This window comes from Streptomyces sp. NPDC027185 (assembly GCF_055567035.1).
On record NZ_JBVHRF010000001.1, the window covers coordinates 994,255 to 1,018,160 of the forward strand.

Below are 23,906 nucleotides of genomic sequence, written 5' to 3' on the forward strand. Positions count from 1 at the left end.
CGGAGAGCGAGGCGCGCTCGGGCCCGCGCGGCGCAGTCGCCGGTACGCAGCCGCCGCCGGTACTCCACGGTGGCCGCTGCGCCCCTCCGGTGCCCGGCCCTGTCCCCGTAGCGAGTTTCTACCGTGGGGGCCGTGATGTGGAGTGAGGCGGAGTACCTCGACTGTCTGCGGGCCGAGCGGCGTGGCTACGCGTGGGTGATGCGGCAGCACGGCGGGCTGACGCCGGCGGAGGCCGAGCAGGCCGCCCTGGAGCGGTACCCGTACGAGCCGGAGGGCGCCCCGTACCGCGGGCTCGTCTTTCACGACGAGGCGTGGCACTGGGCGATGCGCGCGCTCCACGGCGATCGGTACACGGTGGAAAACCCCGAACTGGCCCGCCCGTCACCCGAGTACCTCGACCTTGACTGAGCGCCGTTCAGGGAGCGGCCCACGCCGAGGCCGAGCCGCGGCCGACGGCAGCGCCGGGCCACCCACCGACCCCGAGGTCACCGGGTCCCAGGCCACCGGGCCGCTCCCCGCCGCCCAAGCCCTCACCGGGCCGACCGCCCATCAGGGCACGCCGCCCCTCGGGCACGCCGCCCCTCGGGCACGCCGCCCCCTGAAGGCGCGGAAAAGGCGGACGGGCGGCAGCATCGGCAGCTGTCGCCCGTCCGCTCCCCTCCGTCGTGTCAGCCGCGTGCCGCCGCGATCTGACGGGCCATGATCGTGGTGAGTTCGTACGCCGTGTGGGAGGCGGCCACCGACGTGATCTCCGCGTGGTCGTAGGCCGGGGCGACCTCGACGAGGTCGGCGGAGACGAGGTGGCAGGAGGCCAGGCCGCGCAGGATCTCCAGGAGTTCGCGGCTGGTGAGGCCGCCGGCCTCGGGGGTGCCGGTGCCCGGGGCGTGCGCGGGGTCCAGGACGTCGATGTCGATGGAGATGTAGAGCGGACGGTCGCCGATGCGCTGCCGGAGCTGGTCGGCGATCTCGTCGACGCCGCGCCGCATCACATCGGCGGAGGTGACGATGCCGAAGCCCATCTTCTCGTCGTCGGTGAGGTCCTGCTTGCCGTAGAGCGGGCCGCGGGTGCCGACGTGGGAGAGGGCGGAGGTGTCGAGGATGCCCTCCTCGACGGCGCGGCGGAACGGCGTGCCGTGGGTGTACTCGGCGCCGAAGTACGTGTCCCAGGTGTCGAGGTGCGCGTCGAAGTGGAGCAGGGCGACGGGGCCGTGCTTCTTCGCGACGGAGCGGAGCAGCGGCAGCGCGATGGTGTGGTCACCGCCGAGCGTCATCAGACGGGCGCCGGTGGCGAGCAGATCGTCGGCGCCCGCCTCGATCGTCTCGACCGCCTCGTTGATGTGGAACGGGTTGGCGGCGATGTCACCCGCGTCCGCGACCTGCGCCAGCGCGAAGGGGGACGCGTCCTGTGCCGGGTTGTACGGGCGCAGCAGGCGGGACGCCTCACGGATGGCGTTGCCGCCGAAGCGGGCGCCGGGCCGGTAGGAGACACCGGTGTCGAAGGGCACGCCGACCACCGCGACATCGGCGGCGCCGACCTGGTCGAGGCGGGGCAGACGGGCGAAGGTCGCGGGCCCGGCGTAACGCGGGACGCGGGAGGAGTCGGTGGGACCGACAGGGCCGGACGCGGCGGCGGATGCGGTGGTCATGAGGGCGAGAGTAGAGAGCACGGGGGCGCCGGGGGATGGACATTTACGTGAGTCGGCCGCGCACCGTTCGACGGAACGGCCAGGCGGGAGCCGCCCACCGAGAACACGCGCCCGGCCGGGGCCGAGCCCGGCGCAGGGCCCCGAGCCCGGCGCGCCGCCCCGCCCGCCCCGGCCGGGCGCGGGCCTCGTACGCCCCCTAGGCCGAACCAGCCCCCCGGCCCACCGGCCCCGGGAATCCAAGGCCCCGCCCCAGCCTCACGCCCGGCCCACCGGCCCCGGGAATCCAAGGCCCCGTTCCGGCCTCACGCCCGGCGCAGAGACCCCCAGCCGGACGCGGCGGCCCGCCCACCCCGAAACCGCCTCCGGGCCGGGCATGAGATCCCGTACGCCCCCGAAGCCGGCCCGAACCACCAGCCCCCACCGGCCGGGCTCCCGAAACCCACGGCTCCGCCCCGGCCACCGACCTCGCACGCCCCTCCCGGCCCCGGGCCAGGCACAGGTCCCGGCGCGCCCTCCGCCCGAGCCTCGTCACGGGCCTCCCGCTCCCACAGACCCGGGCTCCAGCAGGCCACCGCCACCGCCCCGGACCGTCTCCCACCGCCCTACCGGATCCGGCCCGGCCACCGTCGCCGCCGTCCGGGCCCCGCCATCGCCACCCGGCCTCTTCCCCGATACGGAGATCGCCGTCAGGACCGCCTCGTTCGACGGCGCGGGGCGCCACCCGCTCGAAGAGCCGGGCCTGACGCGGAAGCCGGAAGCCTCGCCGTCTTCGCCATGGAACGCACCGCCCGAAGGCGCCCTCCGCGCCCCGAAATCCGGTGGGCCCGCCCGCCGTCACCCGCTGCGGGCACAATGGCGCCATGCCGATACCCACCGTGGACGCCGTCCCCACCCGTGCCGAACTCGTCGACCATCTCGTACGGACCCGGATCGCCGGTGACGTCGCCACGCCCCGGGAGAACAACCTCTCCCACTACCGGCGGCTCGCCAACGGCGACCGTCACTACTGGTTCGGGCTGGAGCTGGGCGACCGGTGGACGGACGAACAGGACGTCCTGGCGGTGATGGCGGAGCGGTGCGGGGTCATCGACGACCCGCACCACCGCAGCGGGCAGGACACCATCGATCCCGAGCTGACGGTCGACGCGCTGGAGCGGGCGGCGGCGGTGCTGCACAAGGCGGCCGCGGGGCGGCAGCGGGTGCTGTTCGCCACCGGGCACCCGGGCGGACTGCTCGATGTGCACCGGGCCACCGCCCAGGCGCTGCGGACCCGGGGCTGCGACATCGTCGTGGTGCCGGACGGACTCCAGGCCGACGACGGGATGGTGTTCCAGTTCGGCGAGGTGGCGATGCTGGAGCGCGGGGCGACGCTGTGGCACACCCACTCCCCCGCGCCGATGGCCGCGGTCCTCGACGGGCTGGAGCGGGCCGGCCGCCCGCTGCCCGATCTGGTGATGGCCGACCACGGCTGGGCCGGGTGCGCGGCGCAGCGCGGTATCGACGCGGTGGGCTTCGCCGACTGCAACGACCCGGCGCTCTTCCTCGCCGAGGCCGAGGGCACGCTGCGCGTGACGATCCCCCTGGACGACCATGTCCGCAGCCCCCGCCACTACGACCCCCTGACCGCGTACCTCCTCAAGGCCGCCGGCCTGCTCTGACCCGCACCGGGACGGAGGGGACGACGGACGGGACGGGCACCGAGCCGCAACGGGCCAGGGCGACCGACGGGCCACCGGGCCGACCGGCAGACCACCGCTCCACACACCGGCACCGGGACGTACGGGCAACCACCACCCCGTACGCCCCGGCCGCCCGGACACCCGCCCCCGGGGCACCCGGCCCGCTCCCCCGGGGCCCGTCCCACCCCGGAAAACCCGCCTCAAGCCCCCCGAGGCACCCGGACCACGCCCTCCTGGACGACCGAGACGGCCAGTTGCCCGTCGGCGGTGAAGATCTGGCCGCGGGCGAGGCCGCGGCCGCCCTGGGCGGTGGGGGACTCCTGGTCGTAGAGCAGCCAGTCGTCGGCGCGCAGGGGGCGGTGGAACCACATGGCGTGGTCCAGGCTCGCGCCGACGACGTCGCCGACCGCCCAGCCGCCGCGCCCGTGGGCGAGCAGCACCGAGTCCAGCAGCGTCATGTCGGAGACGTAGGTGACCAGGCAGATGTCGAGCAGCGGCCGGGCGAACGGCTCGCCGCCGGCGGCGGGCGGCAGACCGTCGAGCGATCCGTTGGTGCGGAACCACACCTGGGAGCGGGGCTCGCGCGGCTCCCCCGGTGTGGCGTACGGCGGCGGATCGACGTAGCGCAGGTCGACGGCGGCGCGGGCGCGCAGCAGCCGCCGGGGGACGTCCGGATCGGTGAAGCGGTCCGCGTGGCGGGGCAGCGTCTCGGCGGCGGTCGGCAGCGACAGCGGGTCGGGCGCCTTAGGCATCGGCTCCTGGTGCTCCAGCCCCGCCTCGTGGACCTGGAACGAGGCGGAGAGGTGGAAGACCGGCCGGCCGTGCTGCACGGCGACGACCCGGCGGGTGGTGAAGGAACGCCCGTCGCGGATCCGGTCGACGGTGTAGACGATCGGCGCGCCGGGGTCGCCGGGCCGCAGGAAGTAGGCGTGCAGGGAGTGCGGCGGCCGGTCGGCGGGGACGGTGCGGCCCGCCGCGACCAGCGCCTGGGCGGCGACCTGCCCGCCGAAGACGCGGGGCACCAGGGACGCCCGGCTGGTGCCGCGGAAGATGTCCTGGTCGATCCGCTCCAGATCGAGCAGGTCGAGCAGATCCTTGAGGGCGTCGTTCACGTCGTGCGGTTCCGTTCGGGTGCGATGCGGCGTACGGACCCGGACCCGGGTGGCCGGGTGCCGGGTCCGTACGCCGTCTCAGAGGTTCTGCCGGGACCGGACCCCGGTCACAGCCCCATCGACTTGGCGATGATCGAGCGCATGACCTCGCTGGTGCCGCCGTAGATGCGGCTGACGCGGGTGTCGGCGTAGAGGCGGGAGATCGGGTACTCCTGCATGTAGCCGTAGCCGCCGTGCAGCTGGAGGCACTTGTCGATGACGACGGCGGCGCGCTCGGTGGTGAAGAGCTTGACGGACGCGGCGTCGGCGGCGGTCAGCTCTCCGGCGTCGTGCGTGTCGAGGGCGCGGTCGACGAACGCCTCCATCGCGTCCACCTCCGACTGACAGTCGGCGAGGACGAACTTGGTGTTCTGGAAGGAGGCGACGGTCTTGCCGAAGACCTCGCGCTGCTGCACGTACTCCTTGGCGAACCGCACCGCCGCCGCGGCCTGGGCGTACGCGCCGACGGCGATGCTCAGCCGCTCCTGCGGGAGGTTCTGGCCGAGGTAGGAGAACGCCTTGCCCTCCTCGCCGAGCCGGTCGGTGACGGGCACCTTGACGTCGGTGAAGGAGAGTTCGGCGGTGTCGGAGGTCTTCAGGCCGAGCTTGTCGAGCTTGCGGCCGACGGCGTAGCCCTCGGAGGTGGTGTCGACGACGAGGAGGGTGATGCCGGCGCGGCGGTCCTCCGGCGACGGAGGGGCCGTGCGGGCGCAGACGATGACGCGGTCGGCGAGGACGCCGCCGGTGATGAAGGTCTTGGCGCCGTTGAGGACGTAGTGGCTGCCGTCCTCGGAGAGCTTGGCGGTGGTCTTCATCCCGGCCAGGTCGGAGCCGGTACCGGGCTCGGTCATGGCGATGGCCGTCATCATGTCACCGGTGACGAACGGCGGCAGCCAGCGCCGCTTCTGCTCCTCGGTGGCGTACGCGAGGAGGTAGGGCAGGCAGAGCGCGGTGTGGACGCTGGAGCCGCCGAAGCTGACGCCGGCGCGGGCGCACTCCTCGGTGATGACCGCGGTGAACTTGAAACTGGTCTCCCCCGCGCCGCCGTACTCCTCGGGGACCTCGATGCCGAAGACACCCAGCTCACCCAGTTTGCGGTAGAAGTCGCGCGGGGCGGCGCCGGCCTCCATCCACTGGTCGTAGACGGGGACGACCTCGGCCTCGATGAAGGCGCGGATGGTCTCGCGGAACGCCTCGTGGTCCTCGTTGAACACTGTGCGACGCACGGCCGCCTCCTCCGGATCGCTGCCTAAGCGCTTGCTCAGCGAAAGCTACCGGCCGGTCAGCACGGTGTCCAGAGACGCTCAACCACCGGACGGCGCACCGGCGGCGTCCACGGCGCCCGCCATGGCGCCGAACGCCCCGAGCGCCAGCCGCCGCAGCAGCCGCGCCATCTCGGTACGGCCCGGCAGCGAGCCGGGGCGGGCCAGATGCGGGGTGGAGTTGAGGAGGCCGAAGACCGCGTGGACGGCGGCGCGCGCCTCCGCCTCCGACGGGGCCGGGTGTACCTCGCGGACGACCGCCACCCACAGTTCGACGTACTCGCGCTGGAGGCGGCGCACCCGCTTGCGGTCGGTCTCGCGCAGCCGGTCCAGCTCCCGGTCGTGGACGGTGATCAGCGGGCGGTCGTCGAGGGCGAAGTCGATGTGCCCGTCGATCAGCGCGTCCAGCACCGCCGCGGGGCTCTCACCGCCCTCGGCGACCCGCATCCGGCCGCCGTCCAGCAGCCGCTCGCTGATGCCGACCAGCAGCTCGGCGAGCATCGCGTCCTTGCCGGCGAAGTGGCGGTAGAGACCGGGGCCGGAGATGCCGACGGCGGCCCCTATCTCGTCGACGCCGACGCCGTGGAAGCCGCGTTCGGCGAAGAGCCGGGCCGCCTCCTTGAGGATCTGCTCGCGGCGGCTGGTCGGGGCGGGATCGGACGCGTTGCTCATGAACGCAATTGTAGACAGTGGGGTTAGTGGTCGTTAACCTGAATGGAGCGACGTTAACGGCCATTAACCGCCGGGCCCCGTGGCGGCCCGCGGTGACCGAGCAAGGGAGCGCGTACTGATGGAGCAGGCACCGGTGCTGGGGAGCGCCGCCGATCCGGCGTCCGGCTCCTGGCGCGCCAACGAGGCGGCGCACCGCGCGCTCGCCGACGAGCTGCGGGAGAAGCTGGCCACCGCCCGGCTCGGCGGCGGTGAGCGCGCCCGCGCCCGGCACACCGCCCGCGGCAAACTGCTGCCCCGCGAGCGCGTCGACACCCTGCTGGATGCGGGCTCGCCGTTCCTGGAGATCGCGCCGCTGGCCGCCGACGGGATGTACGGCGGCGCCGCACCGGCCGCCGGGGTGATCGCCGGGATCGGCCGGGTCTCCGGCCGCGAGACGCTGATCATCGCCAACGACGCCACCGTCAAGGGCGGCACGTACTACCCGATGACGGTCAAGAAGCATCTGCGGGCGCAGGAGATCGCGCTGGAGAACCGGCTGCCGTGCCTGTACCTCGTCGACTCCGGCGGCGCGTTCCTGCCGATGCAGGACGAGGTCTTCCCCGACCGCGAGCACTTCGGGCGGATCTTCTACAACCAGGCGCGGATGTCCGGCGCCGGGATCCCGCAGATCGCCGCCGTCCTCGGCTCCTGCACCGCCGGCGGCGCGTACGTCCCGGCGATGAGCGACGAGGCGGTCATCGTGCGGAACCAGGGCACCATCTTCCTCGGCGGCCCGCCGCTGGTGAAGGCCGCCACCGGGGAGGTCGTCACCGCCGAGGAGCTGGGCGGCGGCGAGGTGCACGCCAAGACCTCCGGCGTCACCGACCACCTCGCCGAGGACGACGCACACGCGCTGCGGATCGTCCGCACCCTCGTCGGTACGCTCGGCGACCGCCCGCCGCTGCCCTGGTCGGTGCGGCCCGTCGAGGAGCCCAAAGCCGATCCGGCCGGGCTGTACGGCATGGTGCCCGCCGACTCCCGTACGCCCTACGACGTCCGCGAGGTCATCGCCCGGCTCGTCGACGGCTCGCGGTTCGCGGAGTTCAAGGCGGAGTACGGCCAGACGCTGGTCACCGGCTTCGCGCACCTGCACGGCCACCCGGTCGGGATCGTCGCCAACAACGGCATCCTCTTCTCCGAGTCCGCGCAGAAGGGCGCCCATTTCATCGAGCTGTGCGACCAGCGCGGCATCCCGCTGGTCTTCCTCCAGAACATCTCCGGCTTCATGGTCGGCCGGCAGTACGAGGCCGGCGGTATCGCCAAGCACGGCGCGAAGATGGTCACCGCCGTCGCCTGCACCCGCGTGCCCAAGCTGACCGTCGTCATCGGCGGCTCGTACGGCGCCGGGAACTACTCGATGTGCGGCCGGGCGTACTCACCGCGCTTCCTGTGGATGTGGCCGAACGCCAAGATCTCCGTGATGGGCGGCGAACAGGCCGCTTCCGTCCTCGCCACCGTCAAGCGCGACCAGATGGAGGCGCGCGGCGAGGAGTGGAGCGCCGACGAGGAGAACGCCTTCAAGGACCCGATCCGCGCGCAGTACGAGACACAGGGCAACGCCTACTACGCGAGCGCCCGGCTGTGGGACGACGGCGTCATCGACCCGCTCCAGACCCGCCAGGTGCTCGGCCTGGCGCTGACCGCCTGCGCCAACGCCCCGCTGCCCGCCCGGGACGCCGCGGCGCCCGGCTACGGCGTCTTCCGGATGTGAGCGACGTGCCGCACACGAGAGGGACTTCGAAGGCCATGCCCACCACCATGTTCGACACCGTGCTGGTCGCCAACCGCGGCGAGATCGCGGTCCGCGTCATCCGTACGCTGCGCGCCCTCGGCATCCGTTCCGTCGCCGTCTTCAGCGACGCGGACGCCGGTGCCCGGCACGTACGGGAGGCCGACACCGCCGTCCGGCTCGGACCCGCGCCCGCCGCCGAGAGCTATCTCTCCGCCGAACGGCTGCTGGACGCGGCGGCCCGCACCGGCGCGCAGGCCGTCCACCCCGGCTACGGCTTCCTCGCCGAGAACGCCGCGTTCGCCGCCGCCTGCGCCGATGCCGGGCTGGTCTTCCTCGGCCCGCCCGCCGCCGCCATCGAGCTGATGGGCGACAAGATCCGCGCCAAGGAGACGGTCCGCGCGGCCGGTGTGCCGGTCGTCCCCGGCTCCTCCGGCAGCGGACTGAGCGACGCCGAACTGGCCGCCGCCGCCCGCGAGATCGGTGTGCCCGTGCTGCTCAAGCCGTCGGCGGGCGGCGGCGGCAAGGGCATGCGGCTGGTGCGGGACGAGGCGCTGCTCGGCGAGGAGATCGCCGCCGCCCGCCGCGAGGCCCGCGGCTCCTTCGGGGACGACACGCTGCTCGTCGAGCGGTGGATCGACCGGCCCCGGCACATCGAGATCCAGGTCCTCGCCGACGGCCACGGCAACGTCGTCCACCTCGGCGAGCGCGAGTGCTCCCTCCAGCGGCGCCACCAGAAGGTGATCGAGGAGGCGCCGTCGGTGCTGCTGGACGAGGCGACGCGCACCGCGATGGGCGAGGCGGCGGTCCGCGCGGCCCGCTCCTGCGGCTACCGCGGCGCCGGGACCGTCGAGTTCATCGTCCCCGGCAAGGACCCCTCGGCCCACTACTTCATGGAGATGAACACCCGCCTCCAGGTCGAGCACCCGGTCACCGAGCTGGCCGTGACCGTCGCCGGGGAGCGCGGCCTCGACCTCGTCGAATGGCAGCTGCGCATCGCCGCGGGCGAGGCGCTGCCCTTCGCCCAGGAGGACATCGGCTTCGCCGGGCACGCCGTCGAGGCGCGGATCTGCGCCGAGGACCCGGCCCGCGACTTCCTGCCCACCGGCGGCACCGTCCACCTGCTGCGCGAGCCGCAGGGCGCCACGGTCCGCACCGACTCCGGCCTTTCCCAGGACGCGGAGGTCGGCAGCCGGTACGACCCGATGCTCTCCAAGGTCATCGCGTACGGCCCGGACCGGGCGGCGGCGCTGCGCACCCTGCGGGCCGCGCTCGCGGACACCGTCACCCTCGGCGTCACCACCAACGCCGGGTTCCTGCGCCGCCTGCTGGCCCACCCGGACGTGGTGAGCGGCGAGCTGGACACCGGTCTGGTGGAACGGGAGGCGGCCGCGCTGCTGCCGGACGGGGTGCCGGACGAGGTGTACGCGGCGGCCGCGGCGGTCCGGCAGGCGGCGCTGGAGCCAGCAGTCGACGCGGGCGGCTGGCGTGACCCGTTCGGCGTACCGGACGGCTTCCGGACGGGCGGCCCGGCGGCCCCCGTGCGGCACTGGCTCAAGCTGCCCGGACACGAGCCCGTCGTGCGGGAGGTACCGCCCGGCACCAACGGCGCCGAGGTGACGGCGGACACCGTACGGGTCACCGTCGACGGCGTGGTCCACACCTTCCACCGCGCCGGCGACTGGCTGGGCCGCGACGGCGACTCCTGGCACGTCGCCGACCACGACCCGGTGGCGGCGGCGCTGCTCGGCGCGGCCGGCGGGCACGGCGCCGACGCGCTGACCGCGCCGATGCCCGGCACCGTCACCGTCGTCAAGGTCGCCGTCGGCGAGGAGGTCCGGGCGGGCCAGGGGCTGCTGGTGGTGGAGGCGATGAAGATGGAACACGTCATCGCCGCCCCGCACGCCGGCGTCGTCACCGCGCTGGACGTCACACCCGGCGCGACCGTCGCCATGGACCAGGTGCTGGCCGTGGTCGATCCGCACGAGCCCGTCGATCCGCACGAGCCCGCGGCCGACGGCGAGGAGGAGCAGACGCGATGACGGCTTCCGGACTTCCCATGACGGTGCCCGCGCGGGGGCTGCCCGCGCGCGTGCGCATCCACGAGGTCGGCGCCCGCGACGGCCTCCAGAACGAGAAGACGGTCGTCCCGACCGAGGTCAAGGCGGAATTCGTGCACCGGCTGGCCGCCGCCGGACTGCCCGTCGTCGAGGCGACCAGCTTCGTCCACCCCCGCTGGGTGCCCCAACTCGCCGACGCCGAGGAGCTGTTCGGCCGGCTCGGGGATCTGGACGCGGCGGCGCTGCCGGTACTGGTCCCCAACGACCGCGGGCTGGACCGGGCGCTCGCCCTCGGGGCGCGGTCGGTCGCGGTCTTCGCCAGCGCCACCGAATCGTTCGCCAAGGCCAACCTCAACCGCACCGTCGACGAGGCGCTGGCGATGTTCGCGCCGGTCGTCGCGCGGTCGAAGGAGGCCGGGGTCCGCGTCCGCGGCTATCTGTCGATGTGCTTCGGCGACCCCTGGGAGGGCCCGGTGGCGATCGAGCAGGTGGTGCGGGTCTGCCGGGCGCTGCTCGACATGGGGTGCGACGAGCTGAGCCTCGGCGACACCATCGGCGTCGCCACCCCCGGCCACGTCCGGGCGCTGCTGACCGCGCTGAACGGCGCGGACGTGGCGACCGGCCGGATCGGCGTGCACTTCCACGACACCTACGGACAGGCGCTGGCCAACACCCTGGCCTCGCTGGAGCACGGCGTCACCACCGTCGACGCCTCCGCGGGCGGCCTCGGCGGCTGCCCGTACGCCAAGTCCGCCACCGGCAACCTCGCCACCGAGGACCTCGTGTGGATGCTGCACGGCCTCGGCATCGACACCGGTGTCGACCTCACCGCCCTCACCGCCACCAGCGTGTGGATGGCCGAGGCCCTCGGACGGCCGAGCCCGTCCCGTACCGTCCGCGCCCTCTCCCACAAGGAGTGACACCCATGTCCCTGGACCACCGCCTCCCCGAGGAGCTGGAAGAACTCCGGCGCACGGTCGAGGCGTTCGCGCACGACGTCGTCGCTCCGCAGATCGGCGAGTTCTACGAGCAGCACGCCTTCCCGTACCCGATAGTCCGCGAGATGGGCCGGATGGGCCTGTTCGGGCTGCCGTTCCCCGAGGAGTACGGCGGGATGGGCGGCGACTACCTCGCGCTCGGCATCGCGCTGGAGGAGCTGGCGCGGGTCGACTCCTCGGTGGCGATCACCCTGGAGGCGGGGGTGTCGCTGGGCGCGATGCCGCTGTACCTCTTCGGTACGGAGGAGCAGAAGCGGCAGTGGCTGCCGAAGCTGTGCACCGGCGAGATGCTCGGCGCGTTCGGCCTGACCGAGCCGGACGGCGGCTCCGACGCGGGCGGCACCCGCACCACCGCGGTCCGCGACGGCGACTCCTGGGTGATCAACGGCTCCAAGTGCTTCATCACCAACTCCGGTACGGACATCACCGGGCTGGTCACCGTCACCGCCGTCACCGGCCGCAAGCCCGACGGCCGCCCGGAGATCTCCGCGATCATCGTCCCGTCGGGCACCCCCGGCTTCACCGTCGCCGCCCCGTACTCCAAGGTCGGCTGGAACGCCTCGGACACCCGCGAACTCTCCTTCACCGACGTCCGGGTGCCGCTCGCCAACCTCGTCGGCGAGGAGGGCCGCGGCTACGCGCAGTTCCTCCGCATCCTCGACGAGGGCCGCATCGCCATCGCGGCGCTCGCCACCGGTCTCGCCCAGGGCTGCGTCGACGAGTCGGTGAAGTACGCCCATGAGCGGCACGCGTTCGGCAAACCGATCGGCAGCAACCAGGCGATCCAGTTCAAGCTCGCCGACATGGAGATGCGGGCGTACACCGCCCGGCTGGCGTGGCGGGACGCCGCCTCCCGGATGGTGCACGGCGAGCGGTTCAAGAAGGAGGCGGCGCTGGCGAAGCTGTACTCGTCGGAGATCGCGGTCACCAACGCCCGTGAGGCCACCCAGATCCACGGCGGCTACGGCTTCATGAACGAGTACCCGGTCGCCCGGATGTGGCGGGACTCCAAGATTCTGGAGATCGGCGAGGGCACCAGCGAGGTCCAGCGGATGCTGATCGCCCGGGAGCTGGGCGTCGGCTGACGGCCGCACCGGGGGCGGCGGCACGCGCGGCCGCCCCCGGGCCCGTCAGCTCCCGCCGACGCAGACCGGCCGGAACCCGGGATCGGCGGGCCCGCGCCGCCCGAGCGCGTTCAGCACCCACTGCGCGACGACGGGGTCCTTGGTCGCCTGGTCGTGCAGGAACGGATCGAGCGGGCAGCGGTCCTGGAGGACGACGTTAGTGACGTCCTTCTCCGGCCCCGTCAGCAGCGCGCTGGTGTACGGCACCACGACCTCGTCGTGCCGGGTGGTGACGACGGTGTAGTGGGGCCCGGCCGGCGTCTCGGTGCCGGCGTTCAGCTTCCGCAGCAGCGCCGAGCCGGCCGTCTGGTCGGTGCAGGCGGGGCAGAACAGCACGCCGAGCGGCCGGGCCAGCGGGTTGGCCGTGCCGTGGTTGGACGGGACGATGCCGACGAGGTCGTCGACGACCGCGGCGCCGCCGAGGAACTTCACGTAGTAGCGGGGCATCATGCCGCCCTGGCTGTGGCCGACGAGGTCGACCTTGCGCGCGCCGGTGGCGCCGCGTACCGCCTCGACGAAGTCCTTCAGCTCGGCGGCGGACTTCTCGACCCTGTCGGTCTCCAGGTGGCCGTAGTTGAACGCGAAGACGCAGTACCCGGCGGCCTTGAGCTTCGGGGAGAGCGCGGACTAGTTCTCGGCCATGAGCTTGAAGGTGCCGTTGACCAGGACGACCGGCTGCGGATGCGCCGGATCCGGCTTGCAGGACCAGTCGTTGGCGCCCCGGGGCGGGATGTCGAGCGGCGAGGCGACGGCCGGCGTGGGCGCGGCGAGGCCCAGCACGCCGAGGGCGAGAGTGGCCGCGCAGGTCAGCAGTGACCTGACGGCGGGGTGACGCAGACGCATGAGAGTCCCGGATTTCTGCGAAGGGTCGGTGCGGGGAACGGGGCCGGTTCGGCATTGCCGACCGGCGTTCGGGATCCTGACCTGGCCGTATCCCGCAGTCAAGACATTACCGTCGGTCACATCCGCCCGTCTGTGTCACACCCGCCCCACGGCCCCCACGAACGGTGACGGGCGGACCGCACCGGCCCGCCCGTCACCTCACACCCCGGCCCGCGGACCGCCCGTCACCTCACGACCGGGCAGGCCACGGCACCTCCGGCGACCGGTAGTAGCCGATGCCCATCGCGTCCCAGCGCGGACCCTGGGCGGCGAGCCGGGCCTTGTACCGGTCCCAGTTGTGGCTCGACGCCGGGGACCAGCCCAGTTCGGCGATGCCGGGCAGCCGGGGGAAGGCCATGTACTCCAGATGCGCGGAGGTCGACAGCGTCTCCGCCCACAGCGGCGCCTCCACACCCAGCACCCCCTTCCGGGGGACACCCGGCAGATACGTGGCCGGGTCCCAGTCGTAGGAGCGCTGCACGCTGACGTAACCGGCCCAGGCCAGCCCCAGCGGCGTGTTCTTGTCGTACTTCATGTCGAGGTACGAGCGGTCGGCGGGCGAGACGATCACGCGGGTGCCGTGCGCCGCCGCGTCGGCGACCTGCTGCCGTTCGGCGGCGGAGGTCGCGTCGTAGCCCCAGTACTGCGCGATGGCGCCCTTCGCCGGGTGCGCGCCGGTCAGCTGGTGCCAGCCGATGGCCGTCTTGCCGTACTTCGCGACGACCGGCTGCACCTTGTCCATGAAGGTGACGTAGTCGTCGTGGCTGGTGGAGTGCGCCTCGTCGCCGCCGATGTGGAGATAGCGGCCCGGCGTCATCGCGGCCAGTTCCCGGATGACGTCGTCGACGAAGTCGTACGTCACCTTCTTCGGCACGCACAGCGAGCTGAAGCCCACGTCGGTGCCGGTGTAGAGCGGCGGCGCCTTCCCGTCGCAGTTCAGCTCGGCGTACGAGGAGAGCGCGGCGTTGGTGTGGCCCGGCATGTCGATCTCCGGGACGACCGTCAGATAGCGGCTCGCGGCGTACCGCACGATCTCGCGGTAGTCCGCCTTGGTGTAGAAACCGCCGCGTCCGCCGCCGACCTGGGTGCTGCCGCCGTGCGAGGTGAGCTTGGGCCAGGAGTCGATCGCGATCCGCCAGCCCTGGTCGTCGGAGAGGTGCAGATGGAGAGTGTTGATCTTGTAGAGGGCGAGCTGGTCGATGTACCGCTTGACCTTCTCGACGCCGAAGAAGTGCCGGGAGACGTCGAGCATCCCGGCGCGGTAGCCGTAGCGCGGGGTGTCGGTGATCGTGCCGCCGGCGACCCGCCAGGCGCCGGGCTGCTCGGTGCGGCGCTCGACGGCCGGCGGCAGCAGCTGACGCAGCGTCTGGACGCCGTGGAAGAGCCCGGCCGGACGGGCCGCGCGGACGGTGACGGCACGGGGCCCGGACTCCAGCCGGTACCCCTCGGCGCCGAGTTCCGCGGTGTCGCGCCCGCCGAGCTTCAGGACGATGCCGTCCGATCCGGAGCGGGTGGTGACGGGCAGCGCGAAGCCGGTGGCGGGGCGGAGCACCCCGGCGAGGTACCCGGCGACCTGCCGGGCCTCGGCGCCGCCGCCGGTCACCCGGATCGCGGTCCGGTCGCCGAGCGTGTAGGCGCCCCCGCCCGGATGGACCGCGGCGGGGGCGGGGATGACCTGGTCGAGCGGGGTGGCGGCCGGTGCCGCGGCGGCCGTCGGCGGCGCCGCGGCGGTGGACATCCCGGCGGCCGTCACCAGCAGCAGGGAACTCAGGAGTCTGCGTCGTCTCATCGACGATCCCTTCGGCGAGCATCGTGCATGGCATGTCGAACATGGCATGGAGCGACCGAACGGTCACCATGCGTACCGCGCACCCCCTTCCGGGTCAAGGCATGGCTCCGTTCTCGACCGCCGCGCCACGTTCTTGCCCGATATCGGGCAGGATTCTTGCGAAACGCCCCGCTCCCCCGCAGTATCGATCCGTGCTCGAACCCCCCGCCCGCGGCGCGGACACCCGCCCCGCCCTCCACGACGACCTGGTGGACCACCTGACGCGCAGCACACCGCTGCAGCGCGGTGAGGCCACCCGGGTGGTGCTGGACGTGCTCGCGTACTTCGACGAGACGACGGAGGCGTTCGTCCGCCGCCGCCACCGCGAGCTCCAGCACCAGGGGTTGCGCAACGACGCGATCTTCGAGCGCATCCGGCAGGAACTGCCGCACCGCGCCGTGACACCACCGGATCTCACGGCCCGCCAGCTCCGCCGCATGGTCTACGGCTGACCGCACCGCGGTCTCCCGCACCGGCCCATCCGCCATCCCCACACCCCTTTCTTCCGGTTTCTTCCGTTCCATCCGTTCTTACGTCATCACCCGCGCGGCCGCCGCGCACCGGCAGCGCGTCCCCTCGCGCGCCGCGCGGCCCGCCACCACATCACCCAGGAGGCTCACCCCATGTGCGGAATCGTCGGATACATCGGTAAGCGCGATGTCGCGCCGCTGCTCCTGGAGGGGTTGCAGCGCCTGGAGTACCGCGGCTACGACTCGGCGGGCATCGCCCTGCACGCCAAGGCGTCCGGCAAGTCCGCCGGCGGTCTGAAGACCGCCCGCGCCAAGGGCCGCGTCCGGGACCTGGAGGCCCGGCTGCCCAAGCGGTTCCAGGGCACCGCGGGCATCGCCCACACCCGCTGGGCCACCCACGGCGCACCGACCGACGAGAACGCCCACCCGCACCTCGACGCCACCGGCGAGGTCGCCGTCGTCCACAACGGCATCATCGACAACGCCTCCGAGCTGCGGACCCGGCTGACCGCCGACGGCGTGGAGTTCGCCTCCGAGACCGACACCGAGGTCCTCGCCCACCTCATCGGCCGCTCCACCGCCGAGACGCTGGAGGAGAAGGTCCGCGAGGCGCTGCGCCACATCGAGGGCACCTACGGCATCGCCGTCCTGCACGCCGCCTTCCCCGACCGCATCGTCGTCGCCCGCAACGGCTCCCCGGTCGTCCTCGGCATCGGCGAGCACGAGATGTTCGTCTCCTCCGACGTCGCCGCGCTCGTCTCCCACACCCGCCAGGTCGTCACCCTCGACGACGGCGAGATGGCCACCCTCAAGGCCGACGACTACCGCACCTACACCACCGAGGGCTCCCGCACGACGGCGACGCCCGAGACCGTCGAGTACGCGGCCGAGTCCTACGACCTGGGCGGCCACGAGACGTACATGCACAAGGAGATCTCCGAGCAGGCCGAGGCGGTGGACCGGGCGCTGCGCGGCCGGATCGACGACCGCTTCGCCACCGTCCACCTCGGCGGCCTCAACCTCGACGCCCGCGAGGCGCGCGCGGTGCGCCGGGTGAAGATCCTCGGCTGCGGCACCTCGTACCACGCCGGTCAGATCGGCGCCCAGATGATCGAGGAGCTGGCCCGCATCCCCTCGGACGCCGAACCGGCCTCCGAGTTCCGCTACCGCAACCCGGTCGTCGACCCCGACACCCTCTACGTCGCCGTCTCCCAGTCCGGCGAGACCTACGACGTGCTCGCCGCCGTCCAGGAGCTCAAGCGCAAGGGCGCCCGCGTGCTGGGCCTGGTCAACGTGGTCGGCTCGGCGATCGCCCGGGAGACCGACGGCGGCATCTACGTCCACGCGGGCCCCGAGGTCTGCGTGGTCTCCACCAAGTGCTTCACCAACATGGTGGTCTCCTTCGCCCTGCTCGCCCTGCACCTCGGCCGCATCCGCGACCTGTCCGTCGCGGACGGCAAGCGGATCATCGAGGGCCTGCGCAAGCTGCCCGGCCAGATCGACGAGATCCTCAAGGGCGAGGACGACATCAAGAAGCTCTCGGCGCTCTACGCCGACGCCAGGTCGATGATGTTCATCGGCCGGGTGCGCGGCTACCCGGTGGCCCGCGAGGCGTCCCTGAAGCTCAAGGAGGTCTCGTACATCCACGCCGAGGCGTACCCGGCGTCGGAGCTGAAGCACGGCCCGCTGGCGCTCATCGAGCCGGCGATGCCGACGGTCGCGATCGTGCCCGACGACGAGCTGCTGGAGAAGAACCGCGCCGCGCTGGAGGAGATCAAGGCCCGCAGCGGCCGCATCCTCGCCGTCGCCCACCAGGAGCAGGAGAAGGCCGACCACACCATCGTCGTGCCGAAGAACGAGCCGGAGCTGGACCCGATCCTGATGGGCATCCCGCTCCAGCTCCTCGCCCACCACACGGCGCTGGCACTCGGCCGCGACATCGACAAGCCGCGCAACCTCGCCAAGTCCGTGACCGTGGAGTAGTCCGCGAAAAGCGGCCGACGGCTCCGTGCGTGCCACCACGCCGCACGGAGCCGCCGCCTCCCCTGCTGCCGGCGTCGCCCATACGCCGGCGGATGCCGCCGCGCCGGTAACCGTCATCTCCCGGTCGGCGGCACGCTCCCGACCCGCCCGGAACCTCCCCGGACGGACCGTCGAGCCCGACCGGTATCTACCCGTCACACCGTCACAATCCACCTCGGTACGGCAGTTGATCTCACGACTGCCCGCAATCCCCATGTCTTGGCCGCAAGTGTGCACACTCCGGGGAGATCCGGACGGGCCCCGAAAGGCCGCACACGGACACGCACGGGCACAGGGAGAACGGGACGGCCCCCGGGGGCGACACCTCACACCCCGGGCGCCGTAAGGCCCCGGAGAGCGACACGGAGGCCGCGGGGAAAGCCGGACGGGACGGACCGCACTGCGGCCCCGGACACCTGGAACCGGAAAATTCGGCGGACCGGGCTCAGGGGATGACGATGACCGGACGCTGCGCGCGACGCGCCAGCCGGCCGGCGACGGAGCCGAAGATCCGCCCCACGATGCCGTGGGTGGAGCCCACCACGATCCCGTCGGCCTCGTACTCCCGGCCGACCTCCTCCAGTTCGTGGCAGATGTCCCCGCCGCGCTCGACGAGGATCCAGGGGACCTCGGAGAGATGGTCGGCGCAGGCCAGCTCCAGGCCCAGCACCTCGGTGCGATGATCGGGGACGTCCACGAAGACCGGCGGTTCGCATCCCGCCCAGACGGTCGTCGGCAGTCTGTTGGCGACATGCACGATGATCAGGCCAGAGCCGAGGCGCCGCACCATACCGATTGCATACGCCAACGCCCGCTCGCTCGACATCGATCCGTCGAAGCCGACGACGACGCCGTGCCGGAACGCGGGATCACAGGGATGGTGCGCCTCTTCCGCCGCCCGGAGGTCGGCCAGCGGGTCGGCCACCTGCTTGCGGTGCGCGGGTTCGGAAAATTCGTGACCGGCCATTGGTGTCTCGGCGAGAACGTCCTCTTGCGGAGGGTGAACGGGGGACGGCGTGTGACTTGATCCGGCAGTTGACTGAGCTGGCCCGATCGAGAGGCCGACGTCTTAGTTCAACGAAGAACGATACGACCGGGAATCATCTTCCCAAGGCTTTACCCCAAGAGTACGGCGCCACTCCTCCGCTGCCCAGGGACGGCGGAGGCGACCGAGCGCCCGCTCGGGGCGGGGTGCGCCCCTCGAACGGTTCCCCGGAGCATGCCGGAGCACGGCCCGGTTGGCAATGCCCCGGCCTGCCCCGTACGTACCGCATGGGACACGTGTGACGTTCTCCGGCCATCCGCACCGCCTCCGGAGCCCCGGCCCGCGACGCGGAGCCCGTCCTTCCGCCACCGCCCGGCGCCCGGCGGCGGCCCCTGGCCCACACGGCGCGACGCCCGCCGGGACCGCACCCCGCCCGTAACCCCTGTGACTGCCGTGACGACCGCCGCACATCAGGACAGAGCGGGACGTAAACGGGCGGGGGCGCATCGGGGCAAGGGGCGTTCCGACACGTACGCAGGGCTCATCAAGGGAGCGCACAACCCCCTCCACAACCGTTTTCAGCCAACTTCAGGTCCGGATCACCACCCCGCCCCGGACACCCCTCAACCCCGGCGTGAGCAGGGCGGAAAGGACCGCTCGGCATGGTTGTGCCCTACTGCGAACGGGCAGAGCCGAGACGCGCACTTTCCCTGGAGGCTCGAGGAGTGGAACGCTTCGTGATCGAATGCTTCGCGCCAAGTTGCCATATCGACATACCAGTGGGTGGTGAACTTGGCACGCCATCCTCACGGGACACAGTAGATTCGATCTTGGTAGTTATGGCGGGGGAGCTGTGCAGTACCGAGAGGGCGAGACGACCGAGGGGGGCTTAAGTGCCATGAGCCAGGACTCCGCTGCCGTACCAGATCCCGCACGCAAGCTCGCTGCCCGACGACGCCGCGAAATAGTCGCGGTGCTCCTCTTCAGCGGCGGCCCCATTTTCGAGAGCTCCATACCGCTCTCGGTCTTCGGAATCGACCGCCAGGACGCGGGCGTTCCCCGATACCGATTGCTTGTGTGCGCGGGCGAAGACGCGCCTTTGCGCACCACCGGGGGGCTGGAACTTTCCGCCCCCTACGGGCTGGAAGCCATCGCCCGAGCCGGGACGGTCGTCGTACCGGCCTGGCGCTCCATCACCCAGGCCCCGCCGCCCGCGGCGCTCGACGCACTGCGCCGCGCGCACGAGGAAGGGGCCCGGATCGTCGGGCTGTGCACGGGGGCGTTCGTCCTCGCCGCGGCCGGACTGCTCGACGGCCGCCCGGCCACCACCCACTGGATGTACGCGCCGACGCTCGCCAAGCGTTATCCGTCCGTCCATGTGGACCCGCGTGAACTCTTCGTCGACGACGGCGATGTGCTCACCTCGGCGGGGACCGCGGCCGGTATCGACCTGTGTCTGCACATCGTGCGCAGCGACCACGGCGCGGACGCGGCGAACGCACTGGCCCGCAGGCTGGTCGTGCCGCCCCGGCGCACCGCGGCCGACCTCGGGCACCAGCGCTACCTGGACAGGTCTTTACCAGAAGAGATCGGCGCCGACCCGCTCGCCGAGGTCGTCGCCTGGGCGCTGGAGCATCTCCACGAGCAGTTCGACGTGGAGACGCTGGCGGCCCGTGCCTACATGAGCCGTCGCACCTTCGACCGGCGGTTCCGCTCCCTGACCGGGAGCGCCCCTCTCCAGTGGCTGATCACGCAGCGGGTCCTCCAGGCCCAGCGGCTGCTGGAGACCTCCGACTACTCGGTCGACGAGGTCGCGGGGCGCTGCGGTTTCCGTTCGCCGGTCGCGCTGCGCGGCCACTTCCGGCGGCAACTGGGTGCCTCGCCCGCGGCGTACCGCGCGGCGTACCGGGCCCGGCGGCCGCAGGGCGGTGCGCCCGAGGGCGGGCTGCGGACGGAGCGGGGCGAGCGGGCCGCTCCGATGGGCGACCGGTTCGCGGCGCTGGCCAATCCGGCCGCGGCGCTGGCCACCGCCGATCCGGAGGCCGGCAAACCGCAGTCGGACGCCTATGCGGCACGCCTTCCGGAGCCACCGGTCGGGCGGGGCGCCGGACGGCCCGTGCTGCCCAGCCAGCGTGAGCGCCCCGTAGGGTGAGTCGTATGAACGATCGCATGGTGTGGATCGACTGCGAGATGACCGGTCTCTCGCTGGCGAACGACGCGCTCATCGAGGTGGCTGCCCTGGTCACCGACTCGGAGCTGAACGTACTCGGCGACGGTGTGGATGTGGTCATCCGCCCGCCCGCCGAGGCGCTGGCCACCATGCCGGAGGTGGTGCGCGAGATGCACACCGCCTCCGGACTGCTGGACGAGCTGGACGGCGGCACGACGCTGGAGGACGCCCAGGAGCAGGTGCTGGCGTACATCCGTCAGCACGTGCCGGAGGCCGGCAAGGCGCCGCTGTGCGGCAACTCCGTCGGGACCGACCGGGGCTTCCTCCACCGCGACATGCCGACGCTGGAGAACTATCTGCACTACCGGATCGTCGATGTGTCGTCGGTGAAGGAGCTGGCCCGGCGCTGGTATCCGCGGGCGTACTTCAACAGTCCGGACAAGAGCGGTAACCACCGGGCGCTGGCCGACATCCGTGAATCCATCGCGGAGTTGCGCTACTACCGGGAGGCGGTCTTCGTGCCGCAGCCCGGCCCGGACTCGGACACCGCCAAGGCGCTCGCGGCCAAGCACGTGGTGCCGCCGGTGGCACCGTCCACGCCGTAGTGACGTAGCTCGCTCCCGGCAGAGCCAAAGCCGGGAGCGAGCACCCCTTCGGACCCTGTACACTTTTTCTCAGCCGGTGGGGAAAAGGAACCACACAGCACCGGTCATGGTGGGTATAGCTCAGCTGGTAGAGCACCTGGTTGTGGTCCAGGATGTCGCGGGTTCAAGTCCCGTTACTCACCCCAACGGCGAGGGCCCGGTTCGCGAAAGCGGATCGGGCCCTCGCCGCTTCTCGCTTTGCCGGAGTGCCGCGCGGGGCGCGGCTCCGCTTCCTTCCGTACGGACCGGTCCGGCATCCGTGTGTCATGTCCCGGATGCCGCAGCACCGCCGGAGCGTCACCCGCGCTTCACCGGTGGCTGGTGGTGTACGTCTCGTCGTCACCCGCCCCGCGGAAATTTCGAGGAGCCGTTCCATGCCCAGACCCGTCCGCCGTCATCTCACGATCGCCGCCGCCGTGGTGGCCGCGACCACCGCCGCCGTGGCCGTCACGACCGCCGCCGGTGCCTCCGACACCAAGGGGCAGGCGCAGCAGGCCATCAAGGGCGGGAAGGCGAAGAACGTCATCCTGCTGATCGGTGACGGGATGGGCGATTCGGAGATCACGCTCGCCCGCGACTACACGGTCGGCGCCAACGGGCGGCTGAACATGGACCGCTTCCCGCTCACCGGCGCGTACACCACGTACGCGGTGCACAAGGACGGCACGCCGGACTACGTGACCGACTCGGCGGCGAGCGGTTCGGGGTGGGCGACCGGGCAGAAGACGGTGAACGGGCGGATCTCCAAGACGCCGGGGACCGACAAGGCGGTGCCGACGATTTTGGAGCTGGCGCAGAAGGGCGGGTACGCGACGGGGTCCGTCACCACCGCTGAACTCACCGACGCGACCCCCGCGGTGCTCGCCTCGCACGTCACCGACCGCTCCTGCCAGGGTCCGGCGGACATGGCCAAGTGCCCCACCGACGCGGCCGCGAACGGCGGGCCCGGGTCGATCGCCGAGCAGTCCGTCAACCACAAGGTCGATGTGCTCTTCGGCGGCGGCAAGCAGCGCTTCGACCAGAAGGTGACCGACGGGCGGTACAAGGGTCTGACGGTGACCGGGCAGGCGCAGAAGCTCGGCTATCAGGTCGTCACGGACGACGCGTCGATGAAGGCGCTCAAGCCGGGCAAGCCGGTGCTCGGCCTCTTCGCGCCGGGCAACGTCCCCACCGAGTGGACGGGCAAGCCGGCGGCCAAGGGCGGTACCGACCCGCAGCGCTGTGTGACCTCCAACCCGGACCGTCCCGGCACCACGCCGAGCCTCGCCGACTCCGCGACGAAGGCGATCCAGCTGCTGGAGGCGAAGCAGAAGCACGCCAAGAAGGGCTTCTTCCTCCAGATCGAGGGCGCCTCGATCGACAAGCAGGACCACGCGGCCGACCCGTGCGGGCAGATCGGTGAGACCGCCGCGTTCGACCGTGCCGTCAAGGTCGCCCGGGACTACGCGGCCAAGCACCCGGACACGCTGGTGGTGACCACCGCCGACCACGGCCACGCCAGCCAGATCGTTCCGCTGGACGCGGCGCCGCCCGGTCTGACCTCCACGCTCGTCACCGACGAGGGCCAGCAGCTGAAGGTCAGCTACGGGACCAACGCGCCGGGCGAGTCCCAGGAGCACACCGGTACCGAGGTGCGGATCGCGGCGCAGGGCCCGAAGGCGTACCGGGTGCTGGGCGTGACCAACCAGACGGATCTGTTCCGCACGCTGCGTGAGGCGATGAACCTGCGCTGACCTGCGGAGACGGGAGGGGGAGACCGGGCGTCCGGTCTCCCCCTCCCGTCGTGTGCGCGGGCGCGGCGGGCACGGGTGGTCAGTAGCCGACGGTGAAGCGCTCGCCGGTGTGCCGGGGCTGCTCGATCTCGTCCAGGAGGGCGACCGCGTAGTCCTCGGCGGTGATGCGGCTGGTGCCGTCGGCGTCGATGATCAGGTCGTCCAGGGCGGTGCGGTAGGTGCCGGTGCGCTCGCCGGGCTCGATGAGGGCCGCGGGGCTGAGGTTGGTCCAGCGGATGTCGGAGACGGTGCGGTAGAAGTCCAGCGCGTCGCCGTGGGCGTGCATGATCTGGAGGAGGAACGCGGGCAGGCCCTCGGCGTCCCAGACCTGGGTGCCGTCCGGCTTGCGGAGGGAGCCGGCGCCGCCGACGGTCAGCAGCCGCGGGGCCGCGTCGCCGAGGGTGCGCAGACCGGCGACGAGCGACTCGGCGGCGGGGCGGATGGTGGCGATGTGGCCGGGGCCGTCGCCGCCGCCGACCGCGCTGATCACCGCGGACTGCCCGGCGGCCGCCTTCGCGACCGACGCCGGGTCGAGGACGTCGCCGGTGGTGACGGTCAGGTTCGGGTCGTCGAGGGTGAGCTTGGCGGGGTCGCGGACGACCGCGGTGACCTGGTGGCCGCGGCGGAGGGCCTCTTGGACGATACGGCTGCCGATGGTGCCGTTGGCGCCGAAGATCGCGAGCTTGGACATGGTCTCTCCTGGGGTCTGCCGCATCCTGGGCGGCTGGACGTTTTCCGTCATCGGCCAGGCCGACGTCTTCTACGCTAGAGCC

General features: G+C 72.4%; 18 protein-coding genes, 1 tRNA gene and 1 pseudogene. 12 read left to right on the forward strand and 8 right to left on the reverse strand.

Annotated features, from left to right (window positions below):
• Positions 1-132: 132 nt before the first annotated feature.
• Positions 133-408 carry a hypothetical protein gene (locus ACZ4M8_RS04180; protein WP_467603139.1) on the forward strand — a complete coding sequence of 92 codons (276 nt, stop codon included), beginning with the start codon at positions 133-135 and terminating at the stop codon, positions 406-408.
• A gap of 260 nt (positions 409-668) precedes the next feature.
• Here ACZ4M8_RS04180 and speB read toward each other — a convergent pair whose 3' ends face one another.
• Positions 669-1,646, reverse strand: coding sequence for an agmatinase (speB, locus tag ACZ4M8_RS04185; RefSeq protein ID WP_467603140.1), 978 nt, complete (start codon positions 1,644-1,646; stop codon positions 669-671).
• Positions 1,647-2,506: 860 nt separating this feature from the next.
• On the opposite strand from speB, the gene ACZ4M8_RS04190 reads away from it, so the two are divergent.
• Positions 2,507-3,304, forward strand: coding sequence for a phosphatase (locus tag ACZ4M8_RS04190; protein ID WP_467603142.1), 798 nt, complete (start codon positions 2,507-2,509; stop codon positions 3,302-3,304).
• Between the two features lie 221 nt (positions 3,305-3,525).
• On the opposite strand, the gene ACZ4M8_RS04195 is transcribed toward ACZ4M8_RS04190, so the two are convergent.
• The 3 genes from ACZ4M8_RS04195 to ACZ4M8_RS04205 form a co-directional block, all read right to left on the reverse strand.
• A complete protein-coding gene (locus tag ACZ4M8_RS04195) occupies positions 3,526-4,437 on the reverse strand; it encodes an acyl-CoA thioesterase (protein WP_467603143.1) in 912 nt (303 codons plus the stop codon).
• 107 nt (positions 4,438-4,544) lie between these two features.
• A complete protein-coding gene (locus ACZ4M8_RS04200; RefSeq protein WP_467603144.1) occupies positions 4,545-5,702 on the reverse strand; it encodes an acyl-CoA dehydrogenase family protein in 1,158 nt (385 codons plus the stop codon).
• Between the two features lie 78 nt (positions 5,703-5,780).
• Positions 5,781-6,410 carry an SACE_7040 family transcriptional regulator gene (locus ACZ4M8_RS04205; RefSeq protein ID WP_467603146.1) on the reverse strand — a complete coding sequence of 210 codons (630 nt, stop codon included), beginning with the start codon at positions 6,408-6,410 and terminating at the stop codon, positions 5,781-5,783.
• Between the two features lie 118 nt (positions 6,411-6,528).
• Here ACZ4M8_RS04205 and ACZ4M8_RS04210 point away from each other — a divergent pair, with 118 nt between their 5' ends.
• From ACZ4M8_RS04210 to ACZ4M8_RS04225, 4 genes are read left to right on the forward strand one after another with little or no spacing between them, the layout of a single operon-like run.
• Positions 6,529-8,160 carry a carboxyl transferase domain-containing protein gene (locus ACZ4M8_RS04210; protein WP_467603147.1) on the forward strand — a complete coding sequence of 544 codons (1,632 nt, stop codon included), beginning with the start codon at positions 6,529-6,531 and terminating at the stop codon, positions 8,158-8,160.
• Positions 8,161-8,195: 35 nt separating this feature from the next.
• Complete coding sequence (locus tag ACZ4M8_RS04215) at positions 8,196-10,220, forward strand: acetyl/propionyl/methylcrotonyl-CoA carboxylase subunit alpha (RefSeq protein ID WP_467603148.1); 2,025 nt, start codon at positions 8,196-8,198, stop codon at positions 10,218-10,220.
• Complete coding sequence (locus ACZ4M8_RS04220) at positions 10,217-11,158, forward strand: hydroxymethylglutaryl-CoA lyase (protein ID WP_467603150.1); 942 nt, start codon at positions 10,217-10,219, stop codon at positions 11,156-11,158. Before ACZ4M8_RS04215 ends, ACZ4M8_RS04220 begins: the two co-directional genes overlap by 4 nt.
• 5 nt (positions 11,159-11,163) lie before the next feature.
• A complete protein-coding gene (locus ACZ4M8_RS04225) occupies positions 11,164-12,321 on the forward strand; it encodes an acyl-CoA dehydrogenase family protein (protein ID WP_467603151.1) in 1,158 nt (385 codons plus the stop codon).
• 45 nt (positions 12,322-12,366) lie between these two features.
• On the opposite strand, the pseudogene ACZ4M8_RS04230 reads toward ACZ4M8_RS04225, so the two are convergent.
• Both ACZ4M8_RS04230 and ACZ4M8_RS04235 read right to left on the reverse strand, forming a co-directional pair.
• Positions 12,367-13,203 (reverse strand): annotated as a pseudogene (locus tag ACZ4M8_RS04230) (alpha/beta fold hydrolase).
• A gap of 229 nt (positions 13,204-13,432) precedes the next feature.
• Complete coding sequence (locus tag ACZ4M8_RS04235; protein WP_467603153.1) at positions 13,433-15,031, reverse strand: beta-N-acetylhexosaminidase; 1,599 nt, start codon at positions 15,029-15,031, stop codon at positions 13,433-13,435.
• Between the two features lie 191 nt (positions 15,032-15,222).
• Here ACZ4M8_RS04235 and ACZ4M8_RS04240 point away from each other — a divergent pair, with 191 nt between their 5' ends.
• Both ACZ4M8_RS04240 and glmS read left to right on the forward strand, forming a co-directional pair.
• Complete coding sequence (locus ACZ4M8_RS04240; RefSeq protein ID WP_399090711.1) at positions 15,223-15,522, forward strand: hypothetical protein; 300 nt, start codon at positions 15,223-15,225, stop codon at positions 15,520-15,522.
• 171 nt (positions 15,523-15,693) lie between these two features.
• Complete coding sequence (gene glmS, locus ACZ4M8_RS04245; protein ID WP_467603154.1) at positions 15,694-17,523, forward strand: glutamine--fructose-6-phosphate transaminase (isomerizing); 1,830 nt, start codon at positions 15,694-15,696, stop codon at positions 17,521-17,523.
• A 484-nt stretch (positions 17,524-18,007) separates the two neighbouring features.
• On the opposite strand, the gene ACZ4M8_RS04250 is transcribed toward glmS, so the two are convergent.
• Positions 18,008-18,529: a universal stress protein gene (locus ACZ4M8_RS04250; RefSeq protein WP_467603155.1), complete on the reverse strand. Its 522-nt coding sequence runs from the start codon at positions 18,527-18,529 to the stop codon at positions 18,008-18,010.
• 916 nt (positions 18,530-19,445) lie between these two features.
• On the opposite strand from ACZ4M8_RS04250, the gene ACZ4M8_RS04255 reads away from it, so the two are divergent.
• The 4 genes from ACZ4M8_RS04255 (at position 19,446) to ACZ4M8_RS04270 (ending at position 23,094) form a co-directional block, all read left to right on the forward strand.
• Entirely contained in the window at positions 19,446-20,699 is a 1,254-nt protein-coding gene (locus tag ACZ4M8_RS04255; protein ID WP_467603157.1) for a GlxA family transcriptional regulator, read from the forward strand.
• Between the two features lie 5 nt (positions 20,700-20,704).
• Positions 20,705-21,322 carry an oligoribonuclease gene (gene orn / locus ACZ4M8_RS04260; RefSeq protein ID WP_467603158.1) on the forward strand — a complete coding sequence of 206 codons (618 nt, stop codon included), beginning with the start codon at positions 20,705-20,707 and terminating at the stop codon, positions 21,320-21,322.
• Positions 21,323-21,431: 109 nt separating this feature from the next.
• Positions 21,432-21,507 (forward strand) — tRNA-His (locus ACZ4M8_RS04265).
• 228 nt (positions 21,508-21,735) lie between these two features.
• Positions 21,736-23,094, forward strand: a complete 1,359-nt coding sequence (locus ACZ4M8_RS04270) for an alkaline phosphatase (protein ID WP_467603159.1) — start codon at positions 21,736-21,738, stop codon at positions 23,092-23,094.
• Positions 23,095-23,173: 79 nt separating this feature from the next.
• On the opposite strand, the gene ACZ4M8_RS04275 is transcribed toward ACZ4M8_RS04270, so the two are convergent.
• Positions 23,174-23,824, reverse strand: coding sequence for an NAD(P)-dependent oxidoreductase (locus ACZ4M8_RS04275; RefSeq protein ID WP_467603161.1), 651 nt, complete (start codon positions 23,822-23,824; stop codon positions 23,174-23,176).
• Positions 23,825-23,906 lie beyond the last annotated feature (82 nt).